This window comes from uncultured Caballeronia sp. (genome assembly GCF_964243625.1).
Lineage (GTDB): Bacteria > Pseudomonadota > Gammaproteobacteria > Burkholderiales > Burkholderiaceae > Caballeronia.
Genome location: NZ_CAXTGZ010000094.1, coordinates 1 through 15,199 on the forward strand (window position 1 = coordinate 1; position 15,199 = coordinate 15,199).

Annotated in this window: 14 protein-coding genes; 4 read left to right on the forward strand and 10 right to left on the reverse strand. The window is 60.8% G+C overall.

Translation table 11 applies throughout. The annotated features are described in order from the left end of the window. Positions 1–62: 62 nt before the first annotated feature. Entirely contained in the window at positions 63–1,283 is a 1,221-nt protein-coding gene (locus tag ACFFAR_RS08955) for a JmjC domain-containing protein (protein ID WP_174362536.1), read from the reverse strand. Between the two features lie 33 nt (positions 1,284–1,316). Between ACFFAR_RS08955 and ACFFAR_RS08960 the strand changes: the two genes are divergently transcribed. Beyond that, positions 1,317–1,856 carry a peptidylprolyl isomerase gene (locus ACFFAR_RS08960; RefSeq protein ID WP_061999085.1) on the forward strand — a complete coding sequence of 180 codons (540 nt, stop codon included), beginning with the start codon at positions 1,317–1,319 and terminating at the stop codon, positions 1,854–1,856. Between the two features lie 77 nt (positions 1,857–1,933). On the opposite strand, the gene ACFFAR_RS08965 is transcribed toward ACFFAR_RS08960, so the two are convergent. From ACFFAR_RS08965 to ACFFAR_RS08985, 5 genes are all read right to left on the reverse strand, one after another. After that, the gene (locus ACFFAR_RS08965) at positions 1,934–3,286 is read right to left on the reverse strand and encodes a hypothetical protein (protein WP_375507778.1); all 1,353 of its coding nucleotides are present in this window, start codon (positions 3,284–3,286) and stop codon (positions 1,934–1,936) included. Then, positions 3,249–5,873: a DNA mismatch repair protein MutS gene (gene mutS, locus ACFFAR_RS08970; RefSeq protein ID WP_375507782.1), complete on the reverse strand. Its 2,625-nt coding sequence runs from the start codon at positions 5,871–5,873 to the stop codon at positions 3,249–3,251. The genes ACFFAR_RS08965 and mutS overlap by 38 nt, the downstream gene beginning before the upstream one ends. 279 nt (positions 5,874–6,152) lie before the next feature. Continuing rightward, positions 6,153–6,521: a YqjD family protein gene (locus ACFFAR_RS08975; protein WP_061999087.1), complete on the reverse strand. Its 369-nt coding sequence runs from the start codon at positions 6,519–6,521 to the stop codon at positions 6,153–6,155. Positions 6,522–6,632: 111 nt separating this feature from the next. Then, positions 6,633–7,931, reverse strand: coding sequence for a lysophospholipid transporter LplT (gene lplT / locus ACFFAR_RS08980; RefSeq protein WP_174362538.1), 1,299 nt, complete (start codon positions 7,929–7,931; stop codon positions 6,633–6,635). Positions 7,932–8,126: 195 nt separating this feature from the next. Further along, positions 8,127–8,927, reverse strand: a complete 801-nt coding sequence (locus ACFFAR_RS08985; RefSeq protein ID WP_062169767.1) for an inositol monophosphatase family protein — start codon at positions 8,925–8,927, stop codon at positions 8,127–8,129. A gap of 309 nt (positions 8,928–9,236) precedes the next feature. Here ACFFAR_RS08985 and ACFFAR_RS08990 point away from each other — a divergent pair, with 309 nt between their 5' ends. Further along, positions 9,237–10,013, forward strand: coding sequence for an RNA methyltransferase (locus ACFFAR_RS08990; protein WP_375507779.1), 777 nt, complete (start codon positions 9,237–9,239; stop codon positions 10,011–10,013). 159 nt (positions 10,014–10,172) lie between these two features. Next, on the forward strand, positions 10,173–10,958 hold the full coding sequence (gene cysE / locus ACFFAR_RS08995; protein WP_174362539.1) for a serine O-acetyltransferase: 786 nt from the start codon (positions 10,173–10,175) through the stop codon (positions 10,956–10,958). Positions 10,959–10,975: 17 nt separating this feature from the next. Here the strand turns inward: cysE and ACFFAR_RS09000 are convergent, their stop codons facing one another. The 4 genes from ACFFAR_RS09000 to ACFFAR_RS09015 form a co-directional block, all read right to left on the reverse strand. Further along, positions 10,976–11,782: a UDP-2,3-diacylglucosamine diphosphatase gene (locus tag ACFFAR_RS09000; RefSeq protein WP_375507780.1), complete on the reverse strand. Its 807-nt coding sequence runs from the start codon at positions 11,780–11,782 to the stop codon at positions 10,976–10,978. Further along, positions 11,779–12,276: a peptidylprolyl isomerase gene (locus ACFFAR_RS09005; RefSeq protein WP_061999092.1), complete on the reverse strand. Its 498-nt coding sequence runs from the start codon at positions 12,274–12,276 to the stop codon at positions 11,779–11,781. Before ACFFAR_RS09005 ends, ACFFAR_RS09000 begins: the two co-directional genes overlap by 4 nt. 75 nt (positions 12,277–12,351) lie before the next feature. Further along, positions 12,352–12,933 (reverse strand): peptidylprolyl isomerase, encoded by a 582-nt coding sequence (locus tag ACFFAR_RS09010; protein ID WP_062000803.1) that lies wholly within the window; start codon positions 12,931–12,933, stop codon positions 12,352–12,354. A gap of 90 nt (positions 12,934–13,023) precedes the next feature. Further along, positions 13,024–13,884: a tetratricopeptide repeat protein gene (locus ACFFAR_RS09015; RefSeq protein ID WP_174362540.1), complete on the reverse strand. Its 861-nt coding sequence runs from the start codon at positions 13,882–13,884 to the stop codon at positions 13,024–13,026. 408 nt (positions 13,885–14,292) lie between these two features. Here ACFFAR_RS09015 and cysS point away from each other — a divergent pair. Then, on the forward strand, positions 14,293–15,199 hold a 907-nt coding region (gene cysS, locus ACFFAR_RS09020; protein ID WP_375507781.1), incomplete at its 3' end, for a cysteine--tRNA ligase.

Below are 15,199 nucleotides of genomic sequence, written 5' to 3' on the forward strand. Positions count from 1 at the left end.
TCTTTCTCATACATTTCATCAGCCTGCGATAACAACCCGGCGAACAACAAGACCAAACAACGCTAGGCGTTCGCGTCGACTTGAATCCAGCCCGCACAATACCACTCGTGCAGTAAGACTGTCATTGACGATTCTCCAGAGAGTGTTACAAACCGTTTCCCCTCCAGATATCGCTTGTCAGCAAGCTCGGGCAGCCATTTTCTGGCTTTCGGCGACATTAACTCGCGTTCGCCGTTGAGAAAATAAGCGTGTTTGTCGTAAAGCAGCACGGTTTTTCTATCGAGCTTCAAACCGGACTGCTTCGCGCGCTCAATAAATCGCTTTTCATTCAAAGGTCGTTGTGGCGGATCAAATACGACATTCGCCTTGGGCTCGCTCAAATAAGTACCGAGAAAACCAGCAACCTCCTTTTCAGTCCATTCGATGTTCGCAAGGATCGCGCCTACCCGCTCGACCAGAAGGGGCGGCAATTGCGCGGGATTCGTGACGGCCGGCTGCGTCGGGTCGCGGTAACGCTGTTCGCCCTTGCCGCGGCCACCCGACATCTCTTCCATGCGCTCAGCCAGGTGATACAGGAATTGTCCCGACAGTTCGGCGGCGGACGGTGCGCGAAAGCCGATAGAGCATGTCATGCATTCGCCTTCAGCCACGCCGTCATGGGCGATATGAGGCGGCAGATAAAGCATGTCGCCCGGCTCGAGCACCCATTCCTCATCGGCTTCGAAGTGCTGTAAAACTTTCAACGGCAACCCCTCTTTTAGCGAGAGATCGCGCTGCGCACCGAAACGCCAGCGGCGTTTGCCATGGACCTGCAGCAGGAAGACATCGTAGGAATCGAAATGCGCGCCGACACCGCCGCCGTCCGTCGCGTACGAGATCATGAGGTCGTCCAGCCGCGCATCAGGTATGAAACGGAAGCGGTCGAGCAGCGCCCGAGCGCGGTCGTCGTGCAGGTTCACGCCTTGCACGAGTAATGTCCAGTCACGCTTTTTTACTGACGGCAGTTCATCTGGCGCAAACGGGCCGTGTTCCATTGCCCAGGATTGGCGAAAATGGGTGATCAGGCGTGATTCGGCGTCGTCGTTGTCGGCGAGTTCGAACAGTTCGTCGCGCGACAAGGGCGCCTGGATGCCGGGAATCGCCTGACGGATCAGCAGCGGCTTTTTCTGCCAGTACCGGCGCATGAACTGCGCGGGCGAGAGGCCGCCTAGGAGGGTTGAAGGTTCGTCGGGAAGCGGCACCGCGAAAGGACTTGAGGGAACGTTTGGGGACCGCGCTGGCATCGTATAATTAAGGCTTGTATCTTGGAGAATCCAATGAAAATCGCAAAAGACACCGTCGTATCAGTCGCCTATAAGCTGTCTGACGCTCATGGCAACCTGATCGAGGAAAGCGACGAGCCGATGGTCTATCTGCACGGCGGCTATGATGGCACGTTCCCCAAGATCGAGGAAGCACTCGACGGTCAGGAAGCCGGCTATCAGACGCAATTGCAGCTCGAGCCGCAAGACGCGTTCGGCGAGTACGATCCCGATCTCGTGAAGGTGGAGGCGCGTGGCCGCTTTCCGGAGCCGCTCGAAATCGGCATGCAATTCGAGGGCACGCCGGAAGACGGCGAGGACGAACTCGATTCGCTCATCTATACAGTGACCGATGTAGCAGAAGACAAGGTCGTGCTCGACGGCAATCATCCGCTCGCCGGCATGGCGCTGCGTTTCGCGTTGAACGTGCAGGAAGTGCGTGAAGCCACCGAAGACGAGAAAGAGCACCAGCACGCGCATGGGCTCGATGGTCTCGAAGTGCTCGACGAGGACGATGAAGAGCCGGGCAAGGACGCGGGTCCGACCTTGCATTGAGGCGGTTCGGTTTTATCGGTTGATCGGGATCAGAACTAACACAAGGCGCAGGCAGGTTGCTGCGCCTTTGTTTTATTTCATTGACCATCTGCTTGATTCGATGCACCGCTTGCAGGTGTTATTGGGTTCGAAGGCGCATTCAGGATCGGCGGCACGGTCGGCGGCGGATTCGGATTCAGCAACGGTGGCATCTGAGGCGTGGCATTGGACGCTGCGCCGTCGCTTGCGGGCGCAGGCGCCGGATGTTGCTGCACCGGCTGCATCTCCTGGAAAAAAGATGACGGTCCCGGCGCGCCGTTTTCAACGCTCGGCACAGACGATGCAGCCGGCGCCGATGCCGGAGGCGACCCTTGAGCTTGCGCGTTCGGCCGCACGGTCACGTCCCGCACGCGGACACGAAACGGCGGTCGCCAGCTCAGGTCGGATTCGACTTCGAGCCATTGCGTTCGCGGATTCTTCAATCCGACCTCGATGCGCGTCAGATTCGCCACCACGGTCCCCTTGTCATTGCGCAAGGGTTGATCGATACGAAAACCTTTGACAATAGGTGTGTCGGAGCCGTGAATCACAATCATCGGACCCCGAAACGATTCTGCGGCTTTCACAAGGCTGCGCTTGAGCTCGAGAAACCCGTCGCGTGATGTATCGCCGCGCGAAAACCGCAGCCACGCAAACCGATCGCGCCGTTCATAGCGCGTAAAGTCCGGATCACCTTGCAGAATCACCACGACCGCACGCATGTCGGTGCGGCGCGCGGTTTCGACCGCGTGTTCCAGCCAGAAAGCGTTGGCGACGGAGCGGTCCTCGAACTCGCCGTTGCGTCCGCCGGCGGTCAAATAATGATTGTTCGGCGCGGGCGCATTCAATCCGATGAACGCAATGCCGTTGGTCTGCCATCGCACGTTTTCGCGGAACGGACGAAAGCGCGCAACGTCGCTTTCGCGAATCACGCTCATGGGCGTCTGACCGAGAGAGTTCGAATCCCCGAAGAACGACTGGCGAATGAAGTCCAACCGCTCGACCGGATCATAGCCACCCGCTTGCGACGAACTGCACGACGCCCAGTCATTGCCGCCAGGCAGCAGTACCACGGGTTTGCGCGAGCTATCGAAGATCTGCTGGCGCGTGTTGTACAGGGCGTCGCGACAAGGTTCGGCTTCGCTTTTCAGATTGCCGTCGTAGACGATGAACGACGTATTGCGATCGCGTCCGATGGCATCGAGCATCTGTTGCAGCGTGGTCTCGTCACTTGATCTGTTCACCACGTTCGATGCAATCGCGAAGCTCATCGGCGGCGCCTCGGCGCGCGCCGCTTGCGCGGCCATGACGACGCAGGCGAGGGCAAACGCGTGTGTCACGCGCGCACGCAGCCAGTGAGCGCGATACGCGCAATTAGCGAGATGCATCCGGAGCGTGCGACGCCAGCTCATGTAGTTCGTACAGCAGGTCGAGCGCGTCGCGGGGACGCACCTCGTTGGGATCGATCGCACGAAGGCGGTCAAGCGCCGGGTGAGGCGCGGCCGACTCGTCGCGCGCTTCGGGTTCGTTAATATCCGTGAGATCCGCCGGCGGCGGCGCGAACAGGTCGAATTGCGGCGACGCCTGACCGATCGACTGCTGCTCCAGATGCGCCAGGTGTTTTCTGGCGGCCTTGATCACGGCAGGCGGGACGCCTGCGAGTTGCGCTACTTGCAATCCGTAACTCTGGTTCGCCGGACCTTCGTTGACCGAGTGCAAAAACACGATGCCATGGTCATGCTCGACCGCTGACAAGTGCACGTTCGCGGCGTGCGCGAACTCGGCCGGCAACTGGGTCAACTCGAAATAATGCGTGGCGAACAGCGTATGGCAGCCGTTGTGCGAGAGCAGGTGCCGTGCAATCGCCCAGGCGAGCGCGAGGCCGTCGAAAGTCGATGTGCCGCGGCCGATCTCGTCCATCAGTACGAGACTCGACGGGGTGGCGTCGTTGAGGATGGCCGCGGCTTCGGTCATCTCGACCATGAAGGTCGAGCGGCCGCCCGCGAGGTCGTCGGCCGCGCCAATGCGCGTAAAAATCCGGTCGATCGGACCAAAGCTCGCGCGCTTGGCCGGTACATAACTGCCCACGTACGCAAGCAGCGCGATCAACGCCGTCTGGCGCATGAACGTCGATTTACCGCCCATGTTCGGACCGGTGATCAGCAACAGTTTGCGTTCGGTGTTCAGGCAACAATCGTTGGCGATGAACTGTTCGACTTGCGCTTCGACTACTGGATGCCGCCCTTGTTCGATATCGATGCCCGAGTCGCCTGCAAACGACGGCGCTACCCAGTCGAGCGCGAGTGCGCGTTCGGCGAACGCGCTCAGCAGATCCAGTTCTGCTAACGCCGCCGCCACGCGCTGACAATCGCCGATATGCGGTAGCAGCGTCTGCAGCAGCGCGTCGTAGAGCATGCGCTCGCGGGCGAGCGCGCGGTCCTGCGCGGACAGCGCCTTGTCTTCGAAAGTCTTCAGCTCCGGCGTGATGTATCGCTCGGCATTCTTGAGCGTCTGACGGCGCCGGTAGTCGTCCGGAACCTTGTCCGTCTGACCTCGCGTGACTTCAATGTAAAAGCCATGCACCTTGTTGTACTCGACTCGCAGATTCGCGATCCCCGTGCGGGCGCGCTCGCGCGTTTCCAGGTCGATCAGGAACTGGTCGCAGTTCTCCGAGATGTCACGCAACTCGTCGAGATCCGCGTCATAACCGCGCGCCATCACACCGCCGTCGCGAATCAGCACGGCAGGCTCCTTGGCAATCGCGCGGGTCAGCAGTTCGAGGCATTCCGGCGGCGGTTCGAGCGAGGCATCGATACGTTCAAGCCATGCCGCGTGCATCTTGAGCGGAGCGAGCCGGTCGCGCAGTTGCGGCAGGGCGGCGAAGGTATCGCGCAAGCTCGAAAGATCGCGTGGTCGTGCCGACAACAGTGCAAGCCGGCCCGTGATTCGTTCGATATCCGAAATCTGGCGAAGTGCTGTGCGCAGGCCGTCGAGGCTTGCGTCCGGCGGTGCTTCGAGCAATGCGCCGATCGCGCGCTGCCTTCCCTGGGCGATGGCCGAATCGCGCGGCGGATGGTGCAGCCAGTGGCGCAGCAAACGGCTGCCCATGGTTGTGCAGCAGGTATCGAGCAACGAGCAGAGTGTCGGAGATTCCGTACCGCGGAGTGTTTCGGTCAATTCCAGATTGCGTCGCGTGGCCGGGTCCAGTCCGATGTACTCCGACTCGTACTCCACCTTGAGGCTTCGGACGTGCCGCAATTGCTGACCTTGGGTTGCGGCGGCATAGAGCAGCAGCGCGCCGGCCGCTCCACATGCGCAGGTCAGCGAGTGGGCGCCGAAACCGTCGAGGCCCGCGACATCGAGTTGCTCGCACAAGCGCTGCGTGCCGGAGCCGACATCGAAGTGCCATGCGGGTACGCGCGTGGTTGCGCCGACGTTCGGAACCTGGAACGGTGCGTTCGTTTCCGAGAACGAGTCGGCCACCAGCGTTTCCGCCGGCCGGATGCGTTCAAGTGCCGCGCCCAGTTGATCCGGCGCCACTTCAGCAAGACGCAACGCGCCGCTTGCAAGATTGAGCCACGCAAGCCCCACGCTCGTCACAACACCGCGACGGTTGTGTGCAGGGCATAACGCCAGCAGGAAGACGTCGTTTTTATCGGAGAGGAGAGCCGCGTCAGTGAGCGTGCCGGGCGTGACGACGCGTACGACCTTGCGCTCGACCGGTCCCTTCGATGTCGCCGGATCACCGATCTGCTCGCAGATGGCGACCGACTCGCCGAGCTTCACCAGCTTGGCAAGATATTGCTCGCACGAATGATGCGGAATGCCCGCCATCCTGATGGGGTTGCCGCCCGATGCACCGCGTTGCGTGAGAGTTAGGTCGAGCAGGCGCGAGGCTTTGACAGCGTCATCGAAGAAAAGCTCGTAGAAATCGCCCATGCGGTAGAACACGAGGGTCCCCGGATGCTCCGCCTTGATTCGCAAGTACTGCTGCATCATTGGCGTGTGATGCGACAGGTCGACCGGCACAGCGGAATCGATGCGCTGCGCGTCAGGTGCGGCGGGAGAAACGGAGGTGTGAGTGCCCATCGTGATTGCTTGGATTTCGCGAATGTCTAAGATGTCTAAGGGCACGAGTGTACCGCGTCAGGGCCTTGGCGACCCCCTGGCCGGATGGCTAACGAGAGGTCGAGATCTTGACGTTTTCGAGCGATCTTCACGCCGTAAAAGCAAAAACGCCGGCAAGCCGGCGTTTTTGCTTTGATCATGCTTGCGATTTTACGAACGTCCTGCCAGAAAACCGACCAGCAGCGCAAGGCCCGCGACGGCGCCCAGCGTGTGCCACGGCTTGTCGTGGACGAATTCATCAGCGTAACCGGCGGCGTCGTTGAAACGATCCGCGATCGCCGAGGACGACCCATCGAATTGCGAACGCGCTGTCTTCAGCTTGGACTGCAAGTCCTTGCGCAACTGGTCCACATTGACGTCTTTCGCGTCGCGGATCGAACTGTCGAGCTCGTCCAGCAATCCGCGCAGTTGCGTGCTGGCCGAATCGACCACGTCGCTTGCGCCACGCACAGCACGTCGGCCGACCTTGGCGGCGTCATTGATGTTGCTATCGAGTGTAGAACGTGAAAACAAACCCATTTGCAGCTCCTTTGACGTGTCCCTGGTTTATTTCGATCCGCGCTTTTCAGTCGCGCGGCTCTCAATCGAGCAAAGTGTCCAGCAAATACCGTTCCTGCACCAGGCGTTTTATCATTCTTCCACCAGCGCGCCAAGGTCGACCGTGCGCTCGTTGCGCGAGTGCCGCCGCATCGCGAGGCCCATCATCAGGCAAATAAACACCCCGAACACCACGATGATCCATTCCACCGGCAGTTTGGTCGTGAGCAAGAGTGCGTAGGCGCCGAGCATCGATAACACCGCCAGGTTCTGGTTGAAGTTTTGCACCGCGATCGACGCGCCTGCCGTCAGCAAGGTCGCACCGCGATGCTGCAAGATTGCGTTCATCGGCACGATAAAAAACCCCGACAGCGCGCCAAGCAGGATCATCAGTGGATAAGCGCCGAGGATATAAAGCGGGGCAAACAAGGGCCCGATATGCACGCCCGATCCGGCCGGAAACAGGTCCTTGTTATAGAACGCCATGCAGATGGCCACAGCGCCGGTCACGACTCCGATCGGCAACACCTTGAGCGAACTGCGCAACGGCACCCAGGCGGCAGCGGCTGATGCGCCGATCGCAATGCCCAGTCCCGTCACCCCTTGCAGAACGGCTGCTTTGGAAAGCGACAGGCCGAGGTTGGCATCGGCCCATTTGAGGACGAGCAACTGCAGCGTGACGGCGGCGCCCCACAGCAGCGTGGTCACCCACAACGCGATCTGCGCGAGCTTGTCGCTCCACAGAACCTTGAATGCATGCGTGAAATCGCCAACGAGTTTCGACGGTTCCTTCAGGCGGTTCTTGTAGCGCGCACCGGTATCGGGGATGCCGATGTTGATGACGGCGGCGGCCGCATACACGACCATGACCGCGAACATGGCGGCGTCGGCCGCCGAGCGGATCAGGACGAGGTGCGCCGCGCTTACGAAATGTTCCACGTACTGGCTGACCAGTGCGCCGCCAATCACGGTACCGAGAATGGTCGAACCGACAGTCGCCGATTCAAGCCATGCGTTCGCCGGGATGAGTTTTTCGGGCGGCAACAGTTCGGTGAGAATGCCGTATTTGGCGGGCGAATATGCAGCGGCGCCCAGACCCACGACGCCGTACGCGATCATCGGATGCACGCCCAGGATCATCAGCGCGCAGCCGCCGGCCTTGAGCGCGTTGGAGATGAACATGACGTGACGCTTTTGCATGGCATCGGCAAATGCACCGACAAATGGCGCGAGCAGCACGTAGGAAATGGTGAAGAAGATCTGCAGCAGCGGCGTCACCCAGGACGCCGAATGCATCACGGAAAGCATCGCGATGGCGGCAATGAGCAGCGCGTTGTCGGCAAGCGACGACACGAACTGCGCGGCGATGATCGTATAAAAGCCTTTTTTCATGTGACGGCAGGGCGGCAGCGAAGGGTGAGGAGACTCGGATGAGGAAGCGCCGCGAGCGGCCGGACGGGACACTGTAGCGGAGGCGGGCGCCGCGTGCATGAACGCCGCGGACCAACATGAGACCCGTTCCGGACATCAAGTGCAATCCGCGTGCTCCAACAAAAAAGGCGGCCGCAGCCGCCTTTCGCTCAACCGTTATGCGCTCGTGCGCGTGGTCGTGAAGGGATCGAGGATCTTGATCATTTGCGCGTACACCTTCGGGTTCGCCGCGACAATCTCGCTCTTGTGCAGGAAGTCGGATTCGCCGGTGTAGTTGCCGACCAGTCCGCCGGCTTCCGTGATCAGCAGGCTGCCCGCCGCCACGTCCCACGCCTTGATACCTTGTTCAAAAAACGCATCGAGACGACCCGCGGCCACGTTGGCCAGATCGAGCGCGGCCGCGCCCGGACGACGCAATCCGGCGCACGCTTCGGTCATTTGCGTGAAAAGCTTGCTGTAGGCTTCCAGACCGTCACCTTCGCGAAACGGGAAGCCGGTGCCGACGAGGGCGTCGCCGAGACGATCCAGCTTGCCCACGCGGATGCGGCGCTCGTTCAGGTAAGCACCCGAGCCGCGCGAGGCGGTGAAAAGATCATTGCGGGTGGGATCGTAGACGACGGCCTGCGTGATGATGCCCTTGTGGGCAAGCGCGATGGACACGCAGTAATACTGAAAGCCGTGGATGAAGTTGGTCGTGCCGTCGAGCGGATCGATGATCCACTGGAATTCGGATTCCTTGTCCAGTTCGCCGGATTCCTCGGCGAGAATGGAATGCTTCGGATAAGCAGTCGTCAGCGTTTCGATGATCGCGGCTTCCGACGCCTTGTCGACTTCCGTCACGAAGTCGTTGTGCTGCTTCTTGCTGACCTGGATCCGGTCCAGATCGAGCGACGCGCGGTTGATGATCTGTCCGGCGCGGCGAGCGGCCTTGACAGCAATATTGAGCATCGGATGCATGAATAGAGTCCTTTGCCCGGCGGCTGCGCTCCACGCCATGCGCGTGAAGCCGGAACCCCGAGCGGAAAGTGCCCAACCGGCGGGCAGAATCGACGTTTGTGTCGACGGCAACAAATTGAAGAAGAGCGATGCACGTGCCTTTTTTCAACCTGAAACTGGCTGAAAACAGCGTAAGGCGCGCGCGAACTGCGTATTTTACCCGAGTCGGGCAGGGCGCGGGTTATGCCCGTTGCGCCGCGATGCACACGTTGGAAACCTCGTCTGGCGATACCATGACGGTTTTCCTACCTTTTTCGCAAGCGTTCTATCGTGACCACGAACTCTTCCCCGGATCAACCCGGCGACGCCTTCTCATCGACCCGGTTCGTGCTCGTCGAGCCGAGCCATCCAGGCAATGTCGGCGCAGCGGCGCGCGCGCTCAAGACCATGGGATTTTCCCGGCTGATCGTGGTCGCGCCGAAAATCCCGTTCGTCGCCCGCGAACCGGAAGCCATCGCGATGGCCTCGGGCGCCGATGACGTGCTGGCATCAGCGCATGTCGTCGAAACACTCGCCGATGCACTCAGCGGCGTCCATTGGTCCATCGCGCTCACGGCCCGCACGCGGGAATACGGACCGCCGCAAATGGCGCCGCGCGCAGCCGTTGGAAAAGCCTGCGAGCAGGGCGAGGGCGGCGGCGCGATTGCGCTGGTGTTCGGCAACGAGCGCGTGGGGTTGTCGAACGCGGATGTCGAGCGATGCAGCGCGCTTGCACATATTCCGGCCAATCCGGCGTACAGCTCGCTCAATCTCGCGCAGGCGGTCCAGGTCCTGGCTTATGAGTTGCGGCTTGCGCTGCTCGAGCGTACTGAAGCGCCTGCCGCTTCGGTCCCGAGCGCCGCGGCCAGCGCGCCAAGCGACGAGATCGAAGGCATGTACGCGCATCTCGAACAGGCGCTGGTCGCGCTCGATTTCCTCGATCCGGCCAACCCAAAGAAGCTGATGTCGCGTTTGAGGCGCCTCTTTTCGCGCTCGGGGCTGGAGCACGAAGAAGTGAATATCCTGCGCGGAATCGCCAAGCACATTCTTCTGCGGGTCAAGCGCTGAGCGAGTTCAGACCGTGCTGCCAGCGGGGGCATCGGAGCGTTTCCGAACGGCTCGTCCTACAATCTGCGCAAAACAAGCTATCGATTCCCGGATTCGTGCTGAGCCATACGGCCGTGCGTTTTCGCAATAAACCCCGCAGATCACCGACCGAGCCACGCCATGTTCAGCCGACTTCGTGAAGACATTGCCGCCATCCGCGAGCGCGATCCCGCCGCCCGCAGCGCGTGGGAAGTCGTGACGTGTTACCCGGGCTTTCACGCTGTCGTACTGCACCGGATCGCGCATGCGTCGTGGGTGTCGGGCGGGCGCTGGTTCGGGCGCTTCGTCTCGCAGTTCGCGCGTTTCTTGACAGGCATCGAAATCCATCCGGGCGCGACGCTCGGCCGACGCGTGTTTATCGATCACGGGATGGGCGTGGTTATCGGGGAAACAGCGGTTATCGGCGATGACTGCACGATCTACCAGGGCGTCACGCTCGGTGGCACGTCGCTCGAGCGCGGCGCGAAACGGCATCCGACGCTCGAACGGGGCGTGATCGTCGGCGCGGGCGCGAAAGTGCTCGGCGGATTTACGGTCGGCGCTGACGCGAAGATTGGTTCGAACGCGGTCGTGGTGAAGCCCGTTCCGGCGGGCGGAACGGCGGTGGGCAATCCGGCGCGCGTCGTCATGCCGGCGACCGCGAAGCCCGTTGAGAGAGACTGCACGCCCGAGCGTTCCGCCTTTTGCGCGTACGGAATTACGCCGAACGCCGATGACCCCGTCTCGCTCGCCATTCACGGCCTGATCGATCATGCGTCGACGCAAACGCACCGGGTGGATGAGATCGTCGCGGCGCTGGACAAGCTGGGTACACGCATCGATGCCATCAGCGGCGTGGATAACGCGGCGTTCATCGACTTGAAGCGGCTTTCGGATGTGATGAAAGGCGAAGCGGCGCGTCGTTAGAAGCTGACTAAAACCCGTTACAGCGGCAGCGCGCGGATTCCCTCGGCGTCCACGCGCAGATAACCGCCGCGTGGCTCGCCATGATCGAGTTCCCAATCGGGCATGACCCATCGGACGCCATCGTTTTCATGATGCCGCGCAGGCAAGTGCGTGTGGCCATGAATCATCGTATGCGTGCCGGTGCTGGCGAACAACTGCGCCACGGCGCTTCGCGTCACGTCGTATTTGGCCTGCACGGGGCGCATCCGTCCATCTTCGCTCGTTGACCGCATGCGTTCCGCAATCGATAACCGCAGCTTCAGCGGCAAGCTCAGGAACACCTGCTGCGCAACCTGATTACGCGCAAAACGGCGAAAGCGCTGGTACGCGGGGTCATCGGTGCAAAGCGCGTCGCCGTGCGCGACCACGATCCGCGTGCCGAATGCAGTGATGACGAAAGGATCAGGCAACGACATTGCGCCGGCCGCGCGCATGAAACGCTTGCCGAGCAGGAAGTCGCGATTTCCGTGCATCACGTACAAGCCGATGCCACGCTCGGACAACGTATGCATCAGCGCCGTCATGCGCCGCGCGAACGCCGCGCGCGGACCTTGCACGGACGCCGCGAGCACGTCGTCGCCAACCCAGAATTCGAACAGATCGCCGAGGATGAAAACCGAGTCTGCGTCGTTCGCCGTTACTTCGATGAAATGCTCGAACGCCGCCACCGTCTTCGGAATGGCGTCGCTCAGATGGAGATCGGAAATGAAAAACAGCGGGCGCGCTGTAGCATGCGCGCCCGCTGTTTCCATTGAATCGATCAAGCCGTACGTCAAGTCAGTCATTCACCGACTACAACAGCCTTCTCGATCACGACGTCATCCGCCGGCACGTCCTGATGAAAACCCTTCGAGCCGGTCTTCACCTTGCGGATCTTGTCGACGATATCCATGCCGTCCACGACCTTGCCGAACACCGCATAACCCCAGCCCTGCGACGTCGGCGCCGTGTGGTTCAGGAACTCGTTGTCGCCCACGTTGATGAAGAACTGCGCGGTCGCCGAATGCGGATCGTTCGTGCGTGCCATGGCGAGCGAACCGACTTCGTTCTTCAGGCCATTGTTCGCTTCGTTGTCGATGGGTGCGTCCGTCGGCTTTTGCGTCATGCCCGGTTCGAAGCCGCCGCCCTGGATCATGAAACCGTCGATCACGCGATGGAACACGGTGTTGTCGTAGTGACCTTTCTTGACGTAGTTCAAGAAATTCTCGACGGACTTCGGCGCCTTTTCAGCGTTCAGTTCGATCTTGATGATGCCGTGATTCGTATGGAGTTCGACCATGATGAATTCCTTTCCTTTTCAAGAGTTGTTGGAGCATTACGCGACGCGCACGGCGTATGCCTGCTGCTGCAGCTTTTACTTTCCGACCACGCTGGCGGACTCGATCACGACGTTCGATTGCGGCACATCGCCCATGGGACCGCGCGTGGTGGTGGGCGTGGCTTCGATCTTCTTGACCACGTCCATGCCGGAGACGACCTTGCCGAACACGGCATAACCGTTGCCGTCGCCGTTGGGGTAATCGAGGCCGGTGTTATCGACGGTATTGATGAAGAACTGCGACGTGGCCGAGTTCGGATCGCTCGTGCGGGCCATCGCGAGGGTGCCGGTGCTGTTCTTCAAGCCGTTCTTGCTTTCAAGCGGAATGGGCGCGCGCGTGGGCTTCTCAGCGAAGCTCGTGGTATAGCCGCCGCCCTGGATCATGAAGCCCGGAATCACACGATGAAAGATCGTTCCGTTGTACTGGCCGGACTTCACATAATCGAGAAAGTTGGCGACGCTCTTCGGCGCCTTTTCAGGATAAAGCTCGACCTTGATGTCGCCTTGCGATGTCTTGAGCAGCACGTTCGGATGAGCGGCCGCCGGCGACGACTGGGCAAAAGCAGGCGCCTGGGCGATGAGTGCAGCGCTGCCGAGCGCCAACAACAAACTTTTCATGAGCAATCGATCCTCTGGTTGGAGCTGCATCGTGTAGCGGTCTGTACGGACATCCGGACCTGCGCGGTCCGGATGTCCGTACACGCCGGGTCACGGTTTCGAAGGTGCGAAATAAGGCGTGTTCGAGAGCGGCACGCTGGGTCCGCCGAACGGCGAATAAAGCGGTGCGGACATGTCCGTGGATGACGAGGACGAGCCTGTCGTGCCCGAATTCGGCGCGTTCCAGTCACCGTTGTTTGACGTCGCCGACGATGAAGCAGCCACAGGCGCCGAAGCCGCTGGCACACCCGATGTGCCTGAAGCTGCCGCCGCTGCTGCAGCAGCCGCTTCCGGACGACGCCGCGGCGGAGGTGAAACGATCTTTTGAATATCGCCCACGCGCTGCGCGGTCAGCGGGCTTCTCGAGCCGAGCGTCTGAGCGCGCTTGTACGATTCGCTTGCGAGACGCAGATAAAGATCGCCCAGGTTCTCGTATGCAAGCGCGTAGCTTGGATTGGCCTTCGTTGCGGTTTCAAGCGCAACGCGCGCTTCGTCATAACGGCCTTCCTTCGCGTAAAGCGCAGCGAGATTGTTATACGGCTCGGGCAACTCCGGATACGTTTGCGTGAGTTCGGTGAAGGCCGTGATGGCTTCATCGTCCCGGTTCAGGCGCGCGAGGACGGTGGCGCGCTTGAACTTTGCCTGCACGTCGCGCGGATTGGTCGCGAGGCGCGCGTCGAGCTGGATGAGCGCGCTTTGCCATTGCTTCTGCGCAATGGCGGTGTCGATGGCGGGCGTGTCATCTGCAGTGGCGGTGGAGACTTGCGCAAGCGCCGGCATGACCGGCCACAAAGTTGCGCCAAGTCCGAAAGCGGCAGTTGCAAGTGCGGTCGCCGCGAGCTTGGCAACGCTTGGTACGCGGCGGCTGGTAGGTTTCATAGGCTCGTTTCTGAATGTTATACTCCGGCCCATTCTAACAAAACGTCCGCAACGTTCCGTCGAACGTCCGGACAGTCTTTACGCCACTCGCGGCCGCCTCCGTTTTGATTCGCATGACCCGCATGTTTTTGCGGCGCTCTCGCTCCTGTTCCGACGTGCTCTCATCGGGATCGCATCGCTCCGGTTTTTATAGCTGAACATGTCTCTCGCCGTTATGCCATCGTCATTATGTTGCTGCCGGTCATGCTGTCGTTCTAGTTCTTGTCGCCAGCCGATCGCTACCTGTAGCATGATCATCTCGGCGCCGACGTGCAGTTTGCACATTTTGTAAAAGGCGCCTACGTGTGAACCACGTGCCATACGTGGGAAATACGCAGCACGCTCGCCACATTTGGCCAGCAATCGAAACACTCGGATGTCCCGGCCCACGCACCATCGTTTATGAACTCATTGCGCATCTACAACACGCTCGCGCGTGACAAGCAAGCTTTTGTGCCGCTCCGTGCAGGAGAAGTGCGCATGTATGTCTGCGGAATCACGGTGTACGACTACTGTCACGTCGGGCATGCACGCATGATGATCGTGTTCGACATCGTTCAGCGCTGGCTTCGTACGATCGGCTATGACGTGACCTACGTGCGCAACATCACGGACATCGACGACAAGATCATTCGGCGCGCCGTGGAAAACGGCGAATCGATCAAGGCGCTCACCACGCGATTCATTCAGGCCATGTATGACGATCTCGATGCCCTCGGTGTCGAGCGCCCCGACCACGAGCCGCGTGCAACCGATTTCGTGCCGCAGATGCTCGGCATGATCCAGACGCTCGTGAACAACGGCTACGCCTATCAGGCAAGCGACGGCGATGTGAACTATGCGGTGCGCAAATTCCAGGGCTACGGCAAGCTGTCGGGCAAGTCGATCGAGGACCTGCGCGCGGGCGAACGCGTGGCGTCGAACGACGCGAAGCTGGACCCGCTCGACTTCGTATTGTGGAAACGCGCGAAAGAGGGCGAACCGCCCGACACGGGCTGGGACTCTGCATGGGGGCGCGGGCGGCCGGGCTGGCACATCGAGTGTTCGGCCATGGGCTGCACGTTGCTCGGCGAGCGTTTCGACATTCACGGCGGCGGCCAGGACCTGCAGTTTCCGCACCATGAGAATGAAATTGCGCAGAGCGAGGCGGCGACCGGCGTTCAGTTCGTGAACTACTGGATGCACAACGGCTTCGTGCAGATCGACAGCGAAAAGATGTCGAAGTCGCTGGGCAACTTCTTTACCATCCGTGAAGTCCTCGAAAAATTCGATGCGGAAGTCGTGCGTTTTTTTATTGCAAGGGCACACT

Coding starts and splice junctions, on each gene's coding strand:
- ACFFAR_RS08955 (WP_174362536.1), bottom strand. CDS start 1,283: ATGCCAGCGCGGTCCCCAAACGTTCCCTCAAGTCCTTTCGCGGTGCCG.
- ACFFAR_RS08960 (WP_061999085.1), top strand. CDS start 1,317: ATGAAAATCGCAAAAGACACCGTCGTATCAGTCGCCTATAAGCTGTCT.
- ACFFAR_RS08965 (WP_375507778.1), bottom strand. CDS start 3,286: ATGAGCTGGCGTCGCACGCTCCGGATGCATCTCGCTAATTGCGCGTAT.
- mutS (WP_375507782.1), bottom strand. CDS start 5,873: ATGATGCAGCAGTACTTGCGAATCAAGGCGGAGCATCCGGGGACCCTC.
- ACFFAR_RS08975 (WP_061999087.1), bottom strand. CDS start 6,521: ATGGGTTTGTTTTCACGTTCTACACTCGATAGCAACATCAATGACGCC.
- lplT (WP_174362538.1), bottom strand. CDS start 7,931: ATGAAAAAAGGCTTTTATACGATCATCGCCGCGCAGTTCGTGTCGTCG.
- ACFFAR_RS08985 (WP_062169767.1), bottom strand. CDS start 8,927: ATGCATCCGATGCTCAATATTGCTGTCAAGGCCGCTCGCCGCGCCGGA.
- cysE (WP_174362539.1), top strand. CDS start 10,173: ATGTTCAGCCGACTTCGTGAAGACATTGCCGCCATCCGCGAGCGCGAT.
- ACFFAR_RS09000 (WP_375507780.1), bottom strand. CDS start 11,782: ATGACTGACTTGACGTACGGCTTGATCGATTCAATGGAAACAGCGGGC.
- ACFFAR_RS09005 (WP_061999092.1), bottom strand. CDS start 12,276: ATGGTCGAACTCCATACGAATCACGGCATCATCAAGATCGAACTGAAC.
- ACFFAR_RS09010 (WP_062000803.1), bottom strand. CDS start 12,933: ATGAAAAGTTTGTTGTTGGCGCTCGGCAGCGCTGCACTCATCGCCCAG.
- ACFFAR_RS09015 (WP_174362540.1), bottom strand. CDS start 13,884: ATGGGCCGGAGTATAACATTCAGAAACGAGCCTATGAAACCTACCAGC.